The following is a 20,168-nucleotide window of genomic DNA, read 5'->3' as shown; positions in this document are numbered from 1 at the left end:
GGGCGTCGTGGGCCTGAGAGAGGGAGAGTGGCCTGTAAACAAGTCAGCAATGACGATTTTTCTAATCTAAAATTATTGCTGCCTCACTAAAATCCTTATACACCTGATGATTGAACACCTTTTCACATTAGTTTTAGTAATTTTAAAAACGATACAAAAGAAAAAATCAGTCGAGAGGAATTTAAAACCTGATTACTCTACGCGGCTACTGTTTCCTCATTTCTGACCCGTCCGGCGCACACTCATGTTACTCACTGTTCTTTATATTATTGGTATCACCGCAGAAGCCATGACCGGTGCTTTAGCTGCCGGACGTCGCAAGATGGACTCTTTTGGCGTCATCATTATCGCCTCTGCCACCGCCATTGGCGGAGGTTCAGTACGTGACATGCTGCTGGGGCATTATCCACTCGGCTGGGTAAAACATCCTGAATACATAATCATTGTTGCCTTTGCAGCCCTCCTGACGACCTGGCTTGCGCCATTAATGCAGCATCTGCGAAAGCTCTTTTTAGTGCTGGATGCGCTGGGTCTGGTGGTGTTCTCTATTATCGGGACACAGGTCGCGCTTGATATGGGCCATGGCGCTATTATCGCTTCCGTGTGTGCGGTGATAACCGGCGTCTTCGGGGGTGTATTGCGGGACATGATGTGCAACCAGATCCCGCTGGTGTTTCAGAAAGAGATTTACGCAGGGATTTCATTCGCCTCGGCATGGGTTTATATCGGTCTGCAGTATTTCGCTATGCCGCATAACCTGGTGATCATCATTACCCTGCTGGTGGGTTTTGTCGCCCGCCTGATTGCGTTGCGATTTCGCCTCGGATTGCCCGTCTTTAATTATCCGCATTCGGATCACGACTAAGTTCCCGGCACGTTGCCCGTCACTGAAACGCGGGCACCTTTGCCTGCCTTAACGCTTCGGTCAACGCCATGACCTGCGGATGATGTATGAAGTCCGCAATTTGCCCGGTGCGTTTTTGTCCGATACCTGCGGCCGTTTCCCAGTCTTGTGGCGTCATTTCCTGGAGATGATTCCAGGAAGGCTGTTGCCCGGCAAATTTCACGGCAAAAGAGGGGAAACCCAACGCGGAAAGCCAGTGCCTGAAGCTTTTATTTCGTGCCAGCTGAATTTGCGCCATCAACTTCTTCGCCTGTTTAATGCCTATCCCCGGTACAGCTGACATCACGTCTTCATTCAGACCTAGCCAGTCGGTCAAAGAGTTGAGAGGAACGCCCTCCAGCAGTTTTTGCCAGGTGGCTCCCCCGAAGCCAGCCATATCCAGCGATTCGGGGCCACTTAACCAGATTAGCCGTGAGAGAAATTGCTGTTTGCAGCCTGGCTCTGGCGTAAAACAGGAAAGTGCACCGTAGGATTCAGGGTCTGGCAATACCCTTTCTGTGCGCTCGCGTACCCGCCACACGACATCATCCAGCCGCGGGATCCCCTGCCCGGCCAGTGAAACCGCCACCTGATCTCCTGCGATGACATCCCATTGCTTAAACCGGGAGATGGAACCCACATTCACTTTGCTTACCCACTTATCATCGAGCCTGAGTGGTTTCAGGTTCAGAATCACCGTCACCTTTCCACTTCGTCCGATGGTTGTGCTAACCCCGGCAACTTCCGTGAGTGCTTTGGCAGGCGGATATTTCCATGCAACCGCCCAGGTAGCAGGTTTATTTTGCCAATATTTACCTGCGGGTTCTTCTTCCTGCCGGATAACGACACCGTCGGTAGCGAACGGGAGAGGTTGGGTAAACCAGTCTTGCCGCCATTTATCGACATCATCCACCGAATGCACCGGAATCGTGAACTGGCCAACGACCGGGAATCCGAGCAGGCTTAACTGCCCCAGATGATCGGTCATCGTGGCCGGGCCATTTGGCCATGACCAGATAAACACGCCAACTTGCGACAACAGCTCAGTGCCGGCGGTGCGCATCATGGCTCCCGCGACTTTGGATCTCGCATTCATGCCTCCCGCAACACTCTGCTGATGACCGGTCATCTTCAGATAAAGTTCGCCCTGCAAAACCAGCTCGGGGCGGGTATCCGGGATGTTGAGGGGGATTGACGGTATTAAAGGCACTTTGGCTGTCCAGTTTTGACCTTTTGCCCCGTCCCCACGGCTTAACAACGCAGCAAGCTGCCCGTGCCGGTAGACGAGTGAGATGGCAATTCCGTCGACTTTAGGCTGCACCCAGAGATTTTTACGCCCGCGCATCCAGCCTGAAACCGCTTGCTTATCACGCAGTTTGTTAAGGCCGGTATGAGCTACCGGATGGGGATAAAGATCATTCGCACCAACGGGTACTTCCGTGTCTTCGGAAGACTGACCGGCACATTGCAGCCACAAACGCTGTTTTTGGCGCAAATTATCGTAAACCGCATCTTCAACCGGGCTGCTGCCAGACTGGTGATAATCTTTGTCCCATTGGGCGAGTTGCGCCGTCAGTTGCCGGGTTTCCTCTGTCAGTTGCGCTGATGACCATGCTGGGCAATCCTGCGGCAGCTCATTGTTGGCGGGTACATAAAATGGCAGAAAGAACAGGCTGATAAGAAATACGATCCGGCGCATAGGCACCTCCTTGTGGCCGCCAGTAAACGCCAGTGTTTTCTTCGCTGCCAGCGCCACTTTTCATCTTTGCGGGATGCCTTCCTGCTTATTTACTTGGTTGCAGCAACAGTAAGAAATTTTGGAATGTGGCGCGGAAATCTGGCATGAAGGGCTGTTTTCTGTCGTGAAGTTGCGATGAAATACGACTGGACGCTGCACCGGATGCGGCGAGCGTGTATACTGTGCGGGAGATCACTCTTCGCATACTTCCTATCAACCCATTCAGTTGAAACGTCATCATCATGGTTCAAGGCACGCTATATATCATCTCCGCTCCCAGTGGAGCAGGTAAATCAAGTCTGATTCAGGCTTTACTTAAAACGCAACCGCTCTACGACACGCAGGTTTCTATTTCACACACCACCCGTTCAGAACGTCCGGGCGAGAAACATGGCGAGCACTATTTCTTTGTCTCTAAAGAAGAATTTCTTGAGATGATTGAAAGTGATGACTTTTTAGAGCATGCCGAAGTTTTTGGTAATTACTACGGAACTTCACGTGTCACCATTGAGCAAGTGCTGGCCTCTGGCGTGGATGTTTTTCTGGATATCGACTGGCAAGGTGCGCAGCAAATCCGTGCGAAAATGCCGCAGGCTCGCAGCATTTTCGTGTTGCCGCCGTCGAAGGATGAACTTGACCGCCGCCTGCGTGGCCGTGGTCAGGACAGTGAAGAAGTGATCGCAAAACGTATGGCGCAAGCGGTGGCAGAAATGACACACTTTGCTGAATACGATTATTTAATCGTGAATGATGATTTTGATCTGGCGCTGTCGGATTTAAAAACCATTATTCGCGCCGAACGTCTTCGTCTGAGCCGTCAAAAACTCCGTCATGACGGATTAATCACCAAACTATTGGCAGACTGAAGTCACTTTCAGTATTATGCCCAGTCTTTCGTCCCCCTGTGGAGTAGCACATATATGGCACGCGTAACTGTTCAAGACGCTGTAGAGAAAATTGGTAACCGTTTTGACCTGGTGTTGGTGGCTGCTCGTCGCGCACGCCAGCTGCAATCTGGTGGTAAAGATCCACTGGTCGCTGAAGAAAACGACAAGGTCACCGTTATCGCTCTGCGCGAAATCGAAGAAGGCCTGATCACGAATAAGATCCTTGATGTTCGCGATCGTCAGGAACAGCAAGAGCAGGAAGCCGCAGAGATTCAGGCAGTCACTGCCATCGCTGAAGGTCGTCGTTAATTAACGAAACGGATCTCACTTGTATATCTTTGAAAGCCTGAATCAACTGATTCAAAAATACCTGCCGGAGGAGCAAATTAAGCGCCTCGTGCAGGCTTACCTCGTGGCGCGGGACGCGCATGAGGGGCAGACACGTTCCAGCGGTGAGCCTTATATAACTCACCCGGTCGCCGTGGCATGTATTTTGGCTGAAATGAGGCTCGATCATGAGACTCTGATGGCAGCGTTATTACACGACGTTATCGAAGACACGCCTGCAACCTACCAGGATATGGAACAACTGTTTGGCAAAAGCGTTGCTGAACTGGTTGAAGGCGTTTCAAAGTTAGACAAGCTGAAATTCCGCGATAAGAAAGAAGCACAGGCGGAAAACTTCCGCAAAATGGTCATGGCGATGGTGCAAGACATCCGCGTCATTTTGATCAAACTGGCTGACCGTACCCACAACATGCGCACACTGGGCTCTTTACGCCCGGACAAACGTCGCCGCATTGCCCGCGAAACGCTGGAAATCTACAGCCCGCTGGCACACCGTTTGGGTATCCATCATTTGAAAACCGAGCTCGAAGAGCTGGGCTTCGAAGCACTCTATCCGAACCGTTATCGCGTGATTAAAGAAGTGGTGAAAGCCGCGCGTGGTAACCGTAAAGAGATGATTCAGAAAATCCTCTCTGAGATAGAAGGCCGTTTGACCGAAGCCGGTATTCAGTGTCGTGTCAGCGGTCGCGAGAAGCACCTGTATTCGATCTACTGCAAAATGCACCTGAAGGAACAGCGTTTCCATTCCATTATGGATATCTACGCCTTCCGGGTGATCGTTAAAGAACTCGATACCTGCTATCGCGTGTTAGGCCAGGCACACAGTCTGTACAAACCGCGTCCAGGCCGGGTTAAAGATTACATCGCTATCCCCAAGGCCAACGGCTATCAATCTTTGCATACTTCTCTTATCGGCCCGCACGGCGTACCGGTGGAAGTACAAATCCGTACCGAAGATATGGATCAGATGGCAGAAATGGGGGTTGCGGCTCACTGGGCTTATAAAGAGAACAGTGAAACCAGCACAACGGCACAAATTCGTGCCCAGCGCTGGTTACAGAGTTTGCTCGAACTGCAACAAAGTGCGGGCAACTCGTTTGAATTTATCGAGAGCGTGAAATCAGATCTGTTCCCGGACGAGATTTACGTCTTTACGCCGGAAGGCCGCATCGTCGAACTGCCTGCAGGTGCTACGCCGGTCGACTTTGCTTACGCCGTGCATACCGATATCGGTCATGCCTGCGTGGGCGCGCGCGTTGATCGCCAGCCGTATCCGCTCTCACAGCCGCTCACCAGCGGCCAGACCATTGAAATCATCACCGCACCGGGTGCCCGACCGAATGCGGCCTGGCTGAACTTTGTTGTCAGCTCACGGGCCCGCGCCAAAATTCGCCAGATGCTCAAGAACCTTAAGCGTGATGACTCTGTTTCGCTTGGTCGTCGTCTGCTGAATCATGCACTGGGTGCCGGTAAGAAACTGGCAGATATTCCGCCTGAAAACATCAAAAACGAGCTGGATCGTATGAAGCTCGCCGCGATGGATGATTTACTGGCTGAAATCGGTCTGGGCAACGCCATGAGTGTTGTGGTCGCCAAAAATCTGATGGGTGACCAGTCTTCAATGGCAACTTCAGGCACGCGCAATCTGCCTATCAAAGGTGCAGATGGCGTACTGATTACGTTCGCGAAATGCTGTCGTCCAATCCCAGGTGATCCGATTATTGCTCATATCAGTCCGGGCAAAGGTCTGGTTATTCACCATGAATCCTGCCGTAATATCCGTGGTTATCAGAAAGAACCTGAGAAATTCATGGCTGTTGACTGGGATGATCATCAGGAAACCGATCAGGAATTTATCGCTGAAATCAAAGTCGATATGTTCAATCATCAGGGCGCACTGGCGAACCTGACCGCCGCGATTAACGCCGCGCAGTCAAACATTCAAAGCCTGAGCACTGAAGAAAAAGACGGCCGTGTCTACAGCGCCTTTATCCGCCTGACGACCCGCGATCGCGTTCATCTGGCGAATATCATGCGTAAAATTCGTATCATGCCGGACGTTATCAAAGTTACCCGCAACCGAAACTGATTGTTATGACTCCAGAACGTTATGCACGTATTCGTGAAATGCTGACGGCTCGCCAGCCAGACCTGACGGTCTGCATGGAACAGGTGCATAAACCGCATAACGTTTCGGCGGTCATTCGCACCGCAGATGCCGTCGGTGTTCATGAGATCCACGCCGTCTGGCCTACAACGCGAATGAAAACGCTGGTTTCTTCTGCGGCAGGCAGTAACAGCTGGGTTCAGGTCAAAACACACAAAACTATTCAGGATGCCGTCGCCAAAATGAAGGCGCAGGGCATGCAAATCTTAGCCACAAACCTGTCTGAAAAAGCCGTCGATTTCCGTGCAATTGATTACACCCGCCCGACCTGCATTCTGCTTGGCCAGGAAAAAACCGGTATCACGCCTGAAGCATTAGCACTGGCTGACAGCGATATCATTATTCCGATGATCGGTATGGTGCAATCTCTGAACGTGTCTGTCGCCTCGGCGCTTATTCTGTACGAAGCCCAGCGCCAGCGTGAAAACGCAGGGCTTTACCGCCGCGAAACCAGCCTGCTCAGCGAGAAAGAACAACAGCGTTTGCTATTTGAAGGGGGTTATCCGGTTTTGTCGAATGTGGCGAAGCGAAAAAAACTTCCACGCCCTTTCATTGACGATCAGGGGCAAATTGTTGCCGATGATGAATGGTGGTCAGCGATGCAAATGACGGTCAAAAAAAGATGAAAGGCCGCCTGCTCGACGCCATCCCGCTCACGTCACTTTCTGGCGTCGGAGCCAGTCAGGCAGATAAACTCGCTAAGCTCGGCCTTGAAACTATTCAGGATTTATTGCTCCACCTTCCCCTGCGTTATGAAGATCGCACCCGCCTGTATGCCATAAACGATTTACTGCCCGGCCTGTTTGCCACCATTGAAGGCGAAGTATTGCGCAGCGATATCAGCTTTGGTCGCCGCAGAATGCTGACGTGTCAGATTAGCGACGGCACCGGCATGGTGACGTTACGCTTTTTCAACTTCAACGCTGCGATGAAAAACAGTCTGGCGACAGGCCGTCGGGTCACTGCGTATGGTGAAATCAAACGCGGCACGATCGGCGCAGAAATCATTCATCCGGAATACCGCATTCAGGGCGAGAACAGCGAAGTCGTTTTGCAGGAGTCGCTGACACCGGTTTATCCCACAACAGAAGGTATCCGTCAGGCGACGCTGCGTAAGCTGACCGATCAGGCGCTGGAATTGCTCGATACCGTGCCTATCGCCGAATTGTTGCCCGAAGAACTGAGCCGTTCGCTGATATCACTTCCTCAGGCGCTGCATTTGCTGCATCGCCCGCCGCCGGATATACAGCTGGCTGATCTTGAGAAAGGCCATCATCCGGCACAGCGCCGACTGATTATGGAAGAGTTACTGGCGCATAACCTCAGCATGCTGGCCGTTCGCGCGGGTACGCAAAGTTATAAAGCGATGCCGTTACATCACGACGATCGCCTGAAAAAACAGTTCCTCGCCTCACTGCCGTTCAGCCCAACCGGGGCGCAAGAACGTGTCGTGACGGAAATTGAGCAGGATCTGGCAAAGAGTTATCCGATGATGCGTCTGGTTCAGGGCGATGTGGGTTCTGGTAAAACGCTGGTGGCGGCTCTCGCGGCACTTTGCGCTATCGCTCAGGGCCAGCAGGTCGGATTAATGGCACCGACAGAATTGCTGGCTGAACAGCACGCCAATAACTTCCGCCAGTGGTTCGAACCGCTGGGGATTCAGGTAGGCTGGCTGGCGGGCAAGCAAAAGGGCAAAGCCCGACAGGCGCAGCAGGATGCGATTGCCAGCGGTCAGGTTTCAATGGTGGTCGGGACTCACGCCATCTTCCAGGAGCAGGTACTGTTTTCTTCCCTTTCGCTGGTGATCATTGATGAACAACACCGATTTGGGGTGCATCAGCGTCTGGCCCTGTGGGAAAAGGGATTACAGCAGGGCTTCCATCCGCATCAGCTGATCATGACGGCAACGCCTATCCCGCGAACGCTGGCGATGACGGCCTATGCGGATCTGGATACCTCCGTGATCGACGAACTGCCGCCGGGCCGTACGCCGGTGACCACCGTCGCCATTCCTGACACCCGCCGCAATGACATTATCAGCCGCGTCAAAAGTGCCTGCGAGCAGGAAAATCGTCAGGCCTATTGGGTTTGTACGCTGATCGAAGAATCAGAAATGCTTGAAGCTCAGGCGGCAGAAGCGACCTGGGAAGGGCTGAAAGAAGCACTTCCCGCGCTCAATATCGGGCTGGTGCATGGCCGAATGAAAGCGCAGGAAAAGCAGGCCGTCATGCAGGCCTTTAAAAAAGGCGAAGTGCAGCTTCTGGTGGCGACCACCGTCATTGAAGTCGGCGTAGACGTGCCGAATGCCAGCCTGATGATCATCGAAAACCCGGAACGACTGGGTCTGGCGCAGCTGCATCAGCTGCGCGGCCGCGTTGGCCGTGGCGCAGTCGCATCCCACTGTGTTCTGCTATACAAAACACCGCTCAGCAAGACTGCGCAGAAGCGTTTACAGGTTCTGCGCGACAGCAACGACGGCTTTGTGATTGCACAACAAGATTTAGAAATCCGTGGTCCGGGAGAATTACTGGGCACGCGCCAGACGGGCAGCGCAGAGTTCAAAGTGGCCGATCTGCTGCGCGATCAGGCGATGATCCCGGATGTGCAGCGCATCGCACGCTATCTCCAGCAGCAATTCCCCGACCATGCTAAAGCACTGATTGAACGCTGGCTGCCGGAGCGCGTTCGTTACACCAACGCCTGACTTGCCCCTCAGAAAACATAATTAAAAATGATGTTTTCGAAGAATACATTCCTCCCGGTTTTGTTCAAAACAGCCCGCACTCTCTTTCTTCACGGGTTATTTGATGACCTTCACAGACTGGCACAAAGTCGGTAACCGGTTTCATACCCCGCATCTACACTGATGATAATTAAGGCAACCCTGTGTGATTTCTTCATCATAAGGCCATTATCATTATGAGCATCAGTCAGTCACTCTTTCAGTTTATAGAACAAAAAATCAGTCCGTTCGCGGCCCGGTTATCTTCTCAGCGGCATGTTATGGCCGTGCGTGACGGCTTTATTTCAGCAATGCCGTTTATGATTGTCGGATCGTTTTTACTCGTTTTCGTGCATCCTCCTTTTTCGCCGGAATCATCATGGGGGTTCGCCCGCAGCTGGCTGGCGTTGTCAGCGAAATATGAAGTCCAGATACTCACGCCGTTCAATATGACCATGGGCATCATGTCGATCTACATCGCCGCCTCCATTGCTTACAATCTGGCGAGAAGCTACAAACTGGATCCGTTTATGACGGCCATGTTGTCGCTCATGTCTTTCCTGCTGGTGGCGGCGCCACAGGTCGATGAAAAGATGTCAACGGTAGCGCTGGGCGGCGTGGGGATTTTCACCGCGATACTGGTGGCCATCTACGTTACCGAACTGACGCGGTTGCTGAAAAAATACAATATCGGCATACGGCTGCCCGAGCAGGTTCCCTCGAACATCAAGCATTCGTTTGATCTGTTAATCCCCATTATTGCCGTCGTGATGACTCTTTTCCCCATCAGCTTACTGGTGCAGTCCGGGTTTGATATGTTGCTGCCACAGGCGATTATGGCACTGTTCGAACCGCTGATTTCTGCCGCCGACTCCCTGCCTGCCGTGCTTCTCGCGGTGCTGATTTGTCATTTGCTATGGTTTGCTGGAATCCACGGTTCTGCGATTGTTTCGGGCATGTTACAGGCTTTCTGGTTAACCAACCTCGGCCTCAATCAGACCGCTCTGGCCGCCGGATTGCCGATGACACATATCATGACCGAGGCATTCTGGAATTTTCTGATCGTCATTGGTGGCTCCGGCGCAACGATGGGGCTGGTGTTACTGTTCTGCCGCAGTAAATCAGCGCATTTGCGCACCATGGGGAAACTGAGCCTGGTTCCCAGCTGTTTCAACATTAATGAACCGGTGATCTTCGGCACGCCGATCGTCATGAATCCGGTATTTTTCATTCCTTTCCTTCTGGCGCCGATGATCAATGCCGTGGTCGCCTATCTGGCTGTTTCAACCAACCTTCTGCCGCACATGATGTCTCTGGTTCCCTGGACATCTCCGGCACCGATTGGTGCGGCGTGGGCGATGGGCTGGGATTTCAAAGTTTCAATTCTGGTCATCCTGCTGATGGCGCTTTCCATGGTGATTTACTACCCATTCTTTAAAGTCTACGAGAAGCAGTTACTGACGCAGGAGAAAGCCGCGGAGGAGGAAAAAGTCTATACGGAGCAGGCAGACGCCCTGAATTAAGCCACGTTGAAAAGAGAAGGCGGGCGCGGAAACAGTCGTTTCTGCGCCCTTATTTTTTTACAGAATCGCCGGGAAGACAGGCAACATCAGGAACAGCTTAATGACGATGGCATTGGCGATATCCAGGAAGAACGCCCCCACCATAGGGACAACCAGAAAAGCCAGGTGCGAAGGGCCAAACTGATTAGTGATTGCCTGCATATTGGCAATCGCCGTCGGCGTGGCGCCCAGGCCAAACCCACAATGCCCTGCCGCCAGAACGGCGGCATCATAGTTTTTGCCCATGACCCGGTAAGTGACAAAAATGGCGTAAAGCGCCATCGCAACAGTTTGCACCAGCAGAATTGCCATCATCGGTAACGCCAGCGATGCCATTTCCCACAGTTTCAGGCTCATCAGGGCCATCGCCAGGAACAACGACAAACTGACATTACCGAGCACCGACACTGCACGATCGAAGACGCGGTAAAAACCCAGCCACGCCAGAAGATTGCTGAGGATCACGCCGACAAACAGGACGCAAACAAAGGTCGGGATTTCAAAGGCGGATCCCTGCAGCAATAACGAAATGTGGCTGCCAGCGGTAAGGCAGATGGCAATCAGCGCGATAGTTTCCACCAGCACCAAGGGCGTGATCATGCGACCAATGGACGGTTTTTCAAATGCGCTGGGATCGGCCGCGTCATCCTGAGAACCGTTCGGTGTGGAAGAGTGACTGACCAGATAGCGGGCAACCGGCCCGCCAATAATACCGCCGAGCACCAGTCCGAAGGTCGCGCAGGCCATTGCCACTTCGGTCGCACTTTCGAAACCATAGCGTTCGACGAAAACCTTGCTCCAGGCAGCGCCGGTGCCATGTCCGCCGGAAAGCGTGATAGAACCGGCCAGCAACCCCATCAGCGGGTCCATACCCAGCATTTTTGCCATTCCTATGCCGATGACGTTCTGCAGCAACAGCAATCCGACGACAACAAAGATCAGCAGCATCAGGCTCTTCCCCCCTGAACGCAGGCTAGCCAGATTGGCGTTAAGGCCGATGGTCGCGAAAAATGCCAGCATCAGGGGTTCTTTTAACGAGATATCAAATCCGATTTCCCAGCCCATGATCCGGTTGGCTAGCAGGAGCATCACGGCGACCAGTAAACCGCCCGCAACGGGTTCAGGAATGGTGTATTTCTTGAGAAGTTTGACCGACTGGACGCATTTGCGTCCTAAAAGGAGAACCAGCGTGGCAGCCACCAGCGTGCCGTAGGTATCGAGCTGAATCATTAAAGAACTCCATTTTGTATTAAATCCAATAAAATCATATAATTATATGAATATCAGTAATTTCTTTTTTCCCAGAAACTGAATTAGAAGTCATAAAACCGGCATCAGGCAAGAAAAACAGCGCACATAAGCCAACTTAACTAAAATACATGGTTATAAATTGCCATAAGCAAACGATTGCTTTTGTGGTCATTTTCAATAAAAATGCCCGCTTTGCCGCTTATTGGAATGCCACAACATGAGTACGCAAACCGCAGAACAAGAAACACAGCAACCTGAACTCTCCCGCCCGCCCAAAAGTGAACTGATTTACCGGCTCGAAGACCGGCCGCCGCTCCCGCAGACATTATTTGCCGCCTGCCAGCATTTGCTGGCGATGTTTGTTGCGGTCATTACTCCGGCATTATTGATTTGCCAGGCGCTGGGATTACCCGCGCAGGACACCCAGCACATCATCAGCATGTCGCTGTTTGCCTCTGGTCTGGCGTCCATTTTGCAGATTAAAACCTGGGGGCCGGTGGGTTCGGGCTTACTCTCGATTCAGGGAACAAGTTTTAACTTTGTGTCTCCGTTGATTATGGGTGGACTGGCGCTGAAAAATGGTGGCGCGGATGTGCCGACCATGATGGCCGCTCTGTTCGGTACGCTGATGCTGGCGTCCTGTACTGAGATCATTCTGTCCCGCTTCCTGCATCTGGCGCGCCGTGTGATCACCCCGCTGGTTTCCGGGATTGTGGTGATGATTATCGGTCTGTCGTTAATTCAGGTGGGGCTGACCTCGATTGGTGGCGGATACGCCGCAATGAGCGACCACACCTTTGGCGCACCGAAAAATCTGATGCTGGCTGCGGTTGTTCTGGTGGTCATTATTCTGCTGAACCGCCAGCGTAACCCGTACCTGCGGGTCGCTTCACTGGTCATCGCGATGGCGGTGGGCTATCTGGCGGCGTGGATGATGGGAATGCTGCCCACGGTTACGCCAGCGACGCAAACCAGCTGGATCACCTTCCCGACGCCGCTTTACTACGGACTGGGAATTGACTGGAATCTGCTGATCCCGCTGATGCTGATCTTTATGGTCACGTCGCTGGAAACCATCGGGGATATCACTGCCACATCAGACGTGTCAGAGCAGCCGGTCAGCGGACCGCTGTACATGAAACGAATTAAGGGCGGCGTACTGGCGAACGGTCTGAACTCGATGCTTTCGGCGGTATTTAATACATTCCCGAATTCCTGTTTCGGGCAAAACAATGGCGTGATTCAGCTGACCGGCGTTGCCAGCCGTTACGTAGGTTTTGTGGTGGCGCTGATGCTGATCGTACTGGGGCTTTTCCCTGCGGTCGCCGGATTCGTCCAACACATTCCAGAGCCGGTTCTGGGTGGCGCGACTATCGTGATGTTTGGCACCATTGCCGCTTCCGGGGTGCGCATAGTGTCTCGTGAACGCCTGAACCGCCGCGCGATCATGATCATGGCGCTGTCTCTGGCCGTCGGCATGGGCGTTTCTCAGCAGCCGCTGATCCTGCAGTTTGCACCAGACTGGATTAAGACGCTGTTGTCCTCCGGGATTGCCGCAGGCGGGATTACGGCGATTGTTCTGAATCTGGTTTTCCCTCACGAAAAGTCATAACCGACATTAAGAAGAATGTCACCGCGGCAGGGAGTCTGGAACCCCTGCCGCTTTTTATTGTCTCCAGTCTGCTAAGCTGTTGAGAAATTTCGCTGTTTACGGCATAAACAGAGAACCTTTATCCCTAATTCACGCTACAGGCCCCAGACGATGAAATTTATCGGTAAAATTTTGCTGACGTTCGTTCTGCTTCTGGTACTGGCGATTGTGCTGGTTTACGTCCTATTACAAACCCGCTGGGCCGCTGGCAGGGTCAGCAGCTGGGTCACGGATAACAGTGATTACCGGTTCGCCGTCGAAAAAATCGATCATGACTGGTCCACGCCAGGACGGATTACGCTAACCCATGTCATTTTCGGACAAAAAAATCAGCCTGAGACGCTCAGTGCTGGCGAAGTTGATCTGGATTTGAGCTGGCGTCAGATAACAGAACCGCGCTTTTTCGACCGCGTGGTTCTGGTTGATGGGCGCCTGAACGTCAGTCCTTCCGCCATGAATTTACCGTTGCAGGCGAACACACTTCAGCTGAGTAAAATGGCGCTGACCGGTAACGCGGCGGGACTGGAGATCCAGGGCCAGCAAATCAACGCCGGTATTTCACCGTGGCAACCGAAACCACACCAGCTGCTGGGCGATAAAGCCGATTTCCAGCTGAGTGCCGCGACGCTGACCGTCAACGGGCTGCCAGCCGAACACGTCCTGATCCAGGGTAACCTGAACAATAAAACCCTGACGCTCGCGAATTTCGGCGGTGATTTGGCGCGGGGCCAGCTTACGGGTAAGGCCAGCCAGGCGGCGGACGGCAGCTGGAATATCGAAAACCTGCGTCTGAGCAATGTACGCCTGCAAACTTCAAAATCACTTTCTGCATTTTTCGATGATTTCCAGACCCTGCCAAAAGTCACCATTCAGCGGATGGACCTGATCGACGCCCGTCTGCAAGGCACTGACTGGGCATTCAGCGATGTGGATCTTTCCGTTGAGGATGTGACGCTGGAAAAAGGCGACTGGCAAAGTGATGACGGTGAGATCACGCTGAACGCGACTGACATGATTAACGGCAATCTGCACATTCAGGATCCGATCATTAATCTCGACCTGTCGCCTCAGGGCATTTCGATCAAGCAGGCGACCGCGCGCTGGGAGCGCAGTTTACTGCGGACCACAGGTAACTGGCTGCGGGCTAATAAGCGGCTGCAACTCGATGAGTTTTCCATCGCCGGGCTGGAATACACGTTGCCGCAAAACTGGAAACAACTCTGGCTGCAACCGCTGCCGGATTCACTGGCGGAAATCTCAGTGGGCCGGTTTATTGCCAACCGGAACCTGATTATCGATATCAATCCGCAGTTTCCTTTCCAGCTGACGTCGCTCGACGGCCTCGGCAATAATCTGCTGCTGGCGCGTAATCACCAGTGGGGAATGTGGGACGGAAAACTGAATCTGAATGCCAGCGAAGCCACGTTCAACCGAAATGATGTGCGCCGCCCTTCCATCATGCTGGAAGCCAACGACCGTCAGGTGACTATTTCAGAGCTGAGTGCTTTCACCAAGGAAGGGCTGCTGGAAGCGAGCGGGACAGTGGATCAGCAACCGCAGCGCCAGTTCTCAGTAAAAGTGACGGGCCGCGCCGTACCCGTTAATCAGTTGGAAAACTGGGGCTGGCCGCATCTGGCCCTTGACGGTAACGCGAATATGCAGCTCAACCTGCAAGGAAAAATGCCTGCCGGCGTGGATTATAAACCGACGCTGAACGGCACACTTCAGGTTAACGCCACCGGGGGTCAGGTCATCGATCAGAAGATGGTCAACGGTCTGGTGAACGGGGCTGCGACGCCATAGGGTTCGTTGCGGCACTGATAAGAAAAAGGCACCGCCATCGCGGTGCCTTTTTTGTGCCCGAAAACTCAGTTGATTTCCGGTTCCAGCGGTGCGCCGGGCGCGGCAGGCAGTACCAGATAAGTCCCTTCAAACACGGCGCCTTCGGCTTCATCGCCGTACAAATTCACTTCGAGCTGCACGCGGGCTTTGCGTCCACGCGCCAGTCTGTCCAGATCGCCGCTGACAGAACCGAGATCGGCCACCGCACGCGGTCTGCCGGTCACCGGTGAACTGTAGCGGATGTGTGCATCCGCCAGCACGATGGTGCCGCCCAGATGACGTTCGCGCAACAGCAGCCAAATCAGCCCCCAGCCGGTCAGCGTTGCCAGCGAGAACAAACTGCCCGCAAACAACGTGTGGTGCGGGTTCTGATTACCGTTCTCTGGCATCGTCGTCACAAATCTCTGGCCGGTGTACTGACTGATGCGCACGCCCATTTTTTCACTGAGCGGGATGTGATCGTACCAGGCTTGTTGCAGTTGCCCGCACCAGTCGGGCCGATGGAGAATGTCATCCAGCGTTTCGACCGGTTTGATCATCAGGAAATGGCGCACCGGCGTGGTTTGCGGCGTGGTAATTTCGCCCTGGTTCACAAACCCGAGCTTGGCAAAGAACTCGACCGCATCTTCACGGGCACTACACACCACGCGTTTAACGCCTTCCTGACGCGCCACAGACTCCAGGGTCATCGCAACCAGCGTTCCCAGCCCTTTATCCTGCACTTCCGGGTCAACCGCCAGGAAGCGGATAGAGGCCTCGTTGTCGGCATTGATATATAAACGGCCTACTGCGACCGGTTCGCCCTGCTCATCAACGACCATCTGATGATGCGCGATAGAATCATACGCATCACGCTCTGAACCTTCGGGCTGATGCAACGGCTTGCGCAGCATTTCCCAGCGGAATCGGTAATAGGCGGCCAGCTCTTTTTCGGTCGTCGGTACTCTCAGATGATACATAGATGCTTTCTCTCCGGCGTTTATGCCTTTTTGATCAGACGTGTAGCCAGAAGGTCACCGGCCCGTCGTTCACCAGCGCCACTTTCATGTCCGCAGCAAAGCGCCCGGTTTCGGTCGCGATGCCTTTTTCACGGCACTGCCCGCAGAAATACTGATATAAGCGATCGGCTTCCTGCGGCTCTGCGCCGCGAGAGAAACCGGGGCGCATCCCCTTTGAGGTGTCTGCCGCCAGCGTAAACTGCGACACAACCAGCAAACTTCCGCCCGCCTGCTGAACGTTGAGATTCATTTTGTCGTTTTCGTCACCGAATATCCGGTACCCGATCACCCGTTCACAAAGGCGCCTGGCTTTTTGCTCATCATCGCCCTGTTCAACACCCAGCAAGACCAACAGTCCCGGCCCGATCTCGCCGCAGACCTCGCCATCAATCGTGACGCTGGCATTCAAAACCCGCTGAATTAACGCAATCATATAAATCCTTCAGACTGATTATTCTGCTGCTACATCTTGAGCAGACTGCAATTTTCTCAGGGAACGAAACTCGCCGAGCGTGACGGTAATTTCCGCGCCCAAAAGCACGATACACCAGCTGACATAGACCCAAAGAAATAAAATCGGGATCACAGCCAGTACGCCATAAATCAGTTGATATGACGGGAAAAGCTGGATGTATAAGGCAAAGATTTTCTTACTCAATTCAAACAGCACACCGGAAAACAGCGCGCCGATCATCGCATCTTTGGCCGGAACCCGGACCGTGGGCACCACCTGATACAGCAGCCAGAAGGATATCCACGAGATCAGCAAGGGCAGAATGCGCAGGGCATGGTCGATCACCGAATGCACGCCACTGATGTTCAGCCAGTTCAGTGAGAGCAAATAGGAGCTGATAGCCACACTTGCAACCAGCAGGATCGGCCCGAGCGTCAGCACCATCCAGTAAACCGCAAAAGAGAACACGATCGGGCGCTTGGTTTTGCTATCCCAAATTTTGTTCAGCACGCTGTCTACCGAGGCTATCAAAAGCAGCGCCGTGACGATTAAGCCACAGGTGCCTACGGCAGTCATTTTGCTGGAGTTCGCCACAAACTGTTCGAGATAGCGCTGAATGGTGTTGCCGGTCGCCGGCATAAAGTTTGAAAAAATAAAGGTCTTTAGCTGCGCACTGATATCCGAAAAGACCGGGAATAAGGCGAACAGTGAGAAGACCACCGCAATCAGTGGCACAAGCGAAAGTAAGGAAACATAGGCTAAATGGCCCGCCAGAAGCGTCAGGCCATCCTTATCTGAACGCCGCAGAAGCAGACGCGTAAATTTCCAGCATGATTTCAGGTAGTGGCTCAGCGCCCTTTTCTGCATTTGAGCATCCTTCAGGAAAAGTACTTCGGTACTGTCTGGTTATCTTCCACCCACACGGATTCGATGCCAGCCTCCCGCGCTGCCTCGATATTCTCTTTCACGTCATCGAAGAACACAGCGTCGCCCGCTGTAACGCCTTCCTGTTCCAGAACATGCTGGAAAATACCCGGTTCAGGTTTACGCATACCAATGTTTTGCGAAAGATAGATGGCGTCAGTATTGGCTTCTATTTCCGGGTAGTTATGCGGCCAGAAATCGAGGTGCAAACGGTTAGTGTTGGACAACACCACTACGCGATGCCCTTTCTCACGCAGCGATTTAAAGATTTCGATCACTTCAGGCCGCAATCCAACAAAAACCGACTGCCAGCCCAAACTGAATTGTTCGAAACTCAGCGCGATGCCCATCTCATGACAAAGCTCGGCGGCAAAGTCTTCGTCGCTGATTTCTCCCCGCTCATGCTTTTGGAAGGCTTCTCCCATCGAGAATCGCTCGGTCAGCGTGGCAAGCGGTGTTCCGCTGAAATTGCTCCAGACGCCAAGGACACGTTTGAAATCAATATCAATAATGACGTTTCCCATATCAAAAATGTACAGCATTGCACGCTCCTGATTTCAAAGATGACTGTTAACTTTAGCGGTAAAACGTACAGGTGAACAGTGACAGAAGGAGGGGATGTTACGCAGGAGCAGAAAAAAAACATAAAAAAAACAGGGTACCAAAGGCACCCTGTTTCTGTGTAACGGCGTACGTGAAAGAAGATTACGCTTCTTTAGGACCACGCATTGCACGTTTACGATCGTTCTCGGTCAGGTGACGTTTACGAATACGCACAGACTGAGGAGTCACTTCGACCAGTTCGTCATCATCGATGAATTCCAGAGCTTGCTCCAGAGACATTTTGATTGCAGGAACCAGAGTCGTTGCTTCGTCAGTACCGGACGCACGCATGTTGGTCAGTTTCTTACCGGTCAGACAGTTCACAGTCAGGTCGTTAGAACGTGAGTGAATACCGATGATCTGGCCTTCATACACTTCTGCGCCGTGGCCCAGGAACAATTTACCGCGGTCTTGCAGGCTGTACAGTGCGAACGCAACTGCTTTACCCTGACCGTTAGAAATCAGCACGCCGTTCTGACGCTGGCCGATTTCGCCCTGACGAACGTCATCGTAGTGGCTGAACGTGGAGTACAGCAGACCGGTACCTGAAGTCATGGTCATGAATTCAGTACGGAAGCCGATCAGGCCACGCGCAGGGATCAGGTAATCAAGACGGATACGACCTTTACCGTCTGGGATCATGTCTTTGACATCGCCTTTACGCTCACCCATGGCCTGCATAACAGAACCCTGGTGTTGCTCTTCGATATCCAGTGTCACGTTCTCGAATGGCTCTTGCATGCGGCCATCGATTTTACGGTTGATTACTTTAGGACGGGAAACCGCCAGCTCGAAACCTTCACGACGCATGTTTTCGATCAGAACCGACAGGTGAAGTTCACCACGGCCTGAAACACGGAATGCATCAGCATCTTCAGTTTCGTCAACACGCAGTGCCACGTTGTGCACCAGTTCTTTGTTCAGACGATCAAGGATCTGACGTGAAGTCACATACTTGCCTTCTTTACCACAGAACGGAGAGGTGTTTACGCAGAAATACATGGTTACGGTTGGTTCATCAACGCTCAGCGCTGGCAGAGCTTCAACATTCGCCGGATCACAGATAGTGTCGGAGATGTTCAGTTCGCCAAGGCCAGTGATCGCGATGATGTCGCCCGCTTCAGCAACGGTGGCTTCGATACGCTCAAGACCCATGTGGGTCAGAACTTTACCGACTTTACCGTTACGGGTTTTGCCTTCGCTGTCGATGACAGTGATTTGTTGGTTTGGCTTAACGGTACCGCGTTTGATGCGGCCGATGCCGATGACGCCAACATAGTTGTTGTAGTCCAGCTGAGAGATTTGCATCTGGAACGGTGCATCCATCTCAACTTGTGGCGGAGATACGTGGTCAACGATCGCCTGGTACAACGGGGTCATGTCTTCGGCCATATCGTTATGGTCGTTACCCGCGATACCCATCAATGCTGATGCATAGATGATTGGGAAATCGAGTTGTTCGTCGGTTGCGTCCAGGTTTACGAACAGGTCGAAGACCTGATCAACAACCCAGTCAGGACGCGCGCCAGGGCGGTCAACCTTGTTGATTACCACGATCGGTTTCAGACCATTAGCGAATGCTTTTTTGGTCACGAAACGGGTTTGCGGCATTGGGCCATCCATTGCATCCACAACCAGCAGCACCGAGTCGACCATTGACATCACACGCTCAACCTCACCGCCGAAATCGGCGTGTCCTGGGGTATCCACGATGTTGATGCGGTAGTCTTTCCAATTAATGGCGGTGTTTTTTGCGAGGATGGTAATCCCACGCTCTTTCTCCAAATCGTTGGAGTCCATTACGCGTTCAGTGGCTTCTACACGCTCTCCGAAAGTACCGGATTGTTGCAGCAGCTTGTCGACCAGGGTGGTTTTACCATGGTCAACGTGGGCAATAATGGCGATGTTACGCAAATTTTCGATCACAGCTTTGCCTCAGGCATTAGAAATAGCGCGCTATTGTACACGTATTAAGCGAGGTTCTAAACAAGATCACAAGGATCTTGTTGAAACAACTTAAGGATGGTTACTTTGTGATCCCTTTCACGGTGCAAAAAGAACACTGAACCAATATGACGCACCTTTTTGGTGCCTTGCATCTCACGATTAGCACCATTGTAGTGCATAAACTCCGTTAT

16 protein-coding genes are annotated in these 20,168 nt (G+C 52.7%); 9 read left to right on the top strand and 7 right to left on the bottom strand.

The annotated features are described in order from the left end of the window. Nucleotides 1–244 precede the first annotated feature (244 nt). On the top strand, nt 245–865 hold the full coding sequence (locus ACQZQY_RS05240) for a trimeric intracellular cation channel family protein (RefSeq protein ID WP_056777538.1): 621 nt from the start codon (nt 245–247) through the stop codon (nt 863–865). Between the two features lie 19 nt (nt 866–884). Here the strand turns inward: ACQZQY_RS05240 and ligB are convergent, their stop codons facing one another. Further along, nucleotides 885–2,582 (bottom strand): NAD-dependent DNA ligase LigB, encoded by a 1,698-nt coding sequence (gene ligB / locus ACQZQY_RS05235; RefSeq protein WP_431296728.1) that lies wholly within the window; start codon nt 2,580–2,582, stop codon nt 885–887. Nucleotides 2,583–2,863: 281 nt separating this feature from the next. Between ligB and gmk the strand changes: the two genes are divergently transcribed. From gmk to ACQZQY_RS05205, 6 genes are all read left to right on the top strand, one after another. Further along, on the top strand, nt 2,864–3,487 hold the full coding sequence (gmk, locus tag ACQZQY_RS05230; RefSeq protein WP_056777546.1) for a guanylate kinase: 624 nt from the start codon (nt 2,864–2,866) through the stop codon (nt 3,485–3,487). Between the two features lie 54 nt (nt 3,488–3,541). Then, nucleotides 3,542–3,817, top strand: a complete 276-nt coding sequence (gene rpoZ, locus ACQZQY_RS05225; RefSeq protein WP_056777549.1) for a DNA-directed RNA polymerase subunit omega — start codon at nt 3,542–3,544, stop codon at nt 3,815–3,817. Between the two features lie 19 nt (nt 3,818–3,836). After that, complete coding sequence (spoT, locus tag ACQZQY_RS05220) at nt 3,837–5,945, top strand: bifunctional GTP diphosphokinase/guanosine-3',5'-bis pyrophosphate 3'-pyrophosphohydrolase (protein ID WP_431296727.1); 2,109 nt, start codon at nt 3,837–3,839, stop codon at nt 5,943–5,945. 5 nt (nt 5,946–5,950) lie between these two features. Further along, nucleotides 5,951–6,649 carry a tRNA (guanosine(18)-2'-O)-methyltransferase TrmH gene (trmH, locus tag ACQZQY_RS05215; RefSeq protein ID WP_056777558.1) on the top strand — a complete coding sequence of 233 codons (699 nt, stop codon included), beginning with the start codon at nt 5,951–5,953 and terminating at the stop codon, nt 6,647–6,649. Next, on the top strand, nt 6,646–8,727 hold the full coding sequence (gene recG / locus ACQZQY_RS05210; RefSeq protein WP_431296726.1) for an ATP-dependent DNA helicase RecG: 2,082 nt from the start codon (nt 6,646–6,648) through the stop codon (nt 8,725–8,727). Before trmH ends, recG begins: the two co-directional genes overlap by 4 nt. 215 nt (nt 8,728–8,942) lie before the next feature. Further along, nucleotides 8,943–10,268, top strand: a complete 1,326-nt coding sequence (locus tag ACQZQY_RS05205; RefSeq protein WP_136375020.1) for a PTS sugar transporter subunit IIC — start codon at nt 8,943–8,945, stop codon at nt 10,266–10,268. Nucleotides 10,269–10,325: 57 nt separating this feature from the next. On the opposite strand, the gene gltS is transcribed toward ACQZQY_RS05205, so the two are convergent. Continuing rightward, nucleotides 10,326–11,537 carry a sodium/glutamate symporter gene (gene gltS / locus ACQZQY_RS05200; protein ID WP_056777567.1) on the bottom strand — a complete coding sequence of 404 codons (1,212 nt, stop codon included), beginning with the start codon at nt 11,535–11,537 and terminating at the stop codon, nt 10,326–10,328. 238 nt (nt 11,538–11,775) lie between these two features. Here gltS and ACQZQY_RS05195 point away from each other — a divergent pair, with 238 nt between their 5' ends. Next, nucleotides 11,776–13,170 (top strand): nucleobase:cation symporter-2 family protein, encoded by a 1,395-nt coding sequence (locus tag ACQZQY_RS05195; protein WP_217203045.1) that lies wholly within the window; start codon nt 11,776–11,778, stop codon nt 13,168–13,170. 150 nt (nt 13,171–13,320) lie between these two features. Continuing rightward, on the top strand, nt 13,321–15,012 hold the full coding sequence (locus ACQZQY_RS05190) for an AsmA family protein (protein ID WP_431296725.1): 1,692 nt from the start codon (nt 13,321–13,323) through the stop codon (nt 15,010–15,012). 65 nt (nt 15,013–15,077) lie between these two features. On the opposite strand, the gene fabY is transcribed toward ACQZQY_RS05190, so the two are convergent. From fabY to typA, 5 genes are all read right to left on the bottom strand, one after another. Continuing rightward, complete coding sequence (gene fabY, locus ACQZQY_RS05185) at nt 15,078–16,010, bottom strand: fatty acid biosynthesis protein FabY (protein ID WP_056777576.1); 933 nt, start codon at nt 16,008–16,010, stop codon at nt 15,078–15,080. Between the two features lie 34 nt (nt 16,011–16,044). After that, nucleotides 16,045–16,482, bottom strand: coding sequence for a D-aminoacyl-tRNA deacylase (dtd, locus tag ACQZQY_RS05180; RefSeq protein ID WP_056777579.1), 438 nt, complete (start codon nt 16,480–16,482; stop codon nt 16,045–16,047). A gap of 18 nt (nt 16,483–16,500) precedes the next feature. After that, a complete protein-coding gene (locus ACQZQY_RS05175) occupies nt 16,501–17,370 on the bottom strand; it encodes a virulence factor BrkB family protein (protein ID WP_431296724.1) in 870 nt (289 codons plus the stop codon). An 11-nt stretch (nt 17,371–17,381) separates the two neighbouring features. Continuing rightward, nucleotides 17,382–17,969 (bottom strand): glucose-1-phosphatase, encoded by a 588-nt coding sequence (yihX, locus tag ACQZQY_RS05170; RefSeq protein WP_122097108.1) that lies wholly within the window; start codon nt 17,967–17,969, stop codon nt 17,382–17,384. A 163-nt stretch (nt 17,970–18,132) separates the two neighbouring features. Beyond that, nucleotides 18,133–19,956 carry a ribosome-dependent GTPase TypA gene (gene typA / locus ACQZQY_RS05165; RefSeq protein WP_056777589.1) on the bottom strand — a complete coding sequence of 608 codons (1,824 nt, stop codon included), beginning with the start codon at nt 19,954–19,956 and terminating at the stop codon, nt 18,133–18,135. Nucleotides 19,957–20,168: the final 212 nt, after the last annotated feature.

It is taken from the genome of Rahnella sp. PAMC25559 (assembly GCF_050632365.1).
In the GTDB taxonomy this organism is placed as follows: domain Bacteria; phylum Pseudomonadota; class Gammaproteobacteria; order Enterobacterales; family Enterobacteriaceae; genus Rahnella; species Rahnella rivi.
This window is presented reverse-complemented; position numbering and strand designations above follow the sequence as displayed.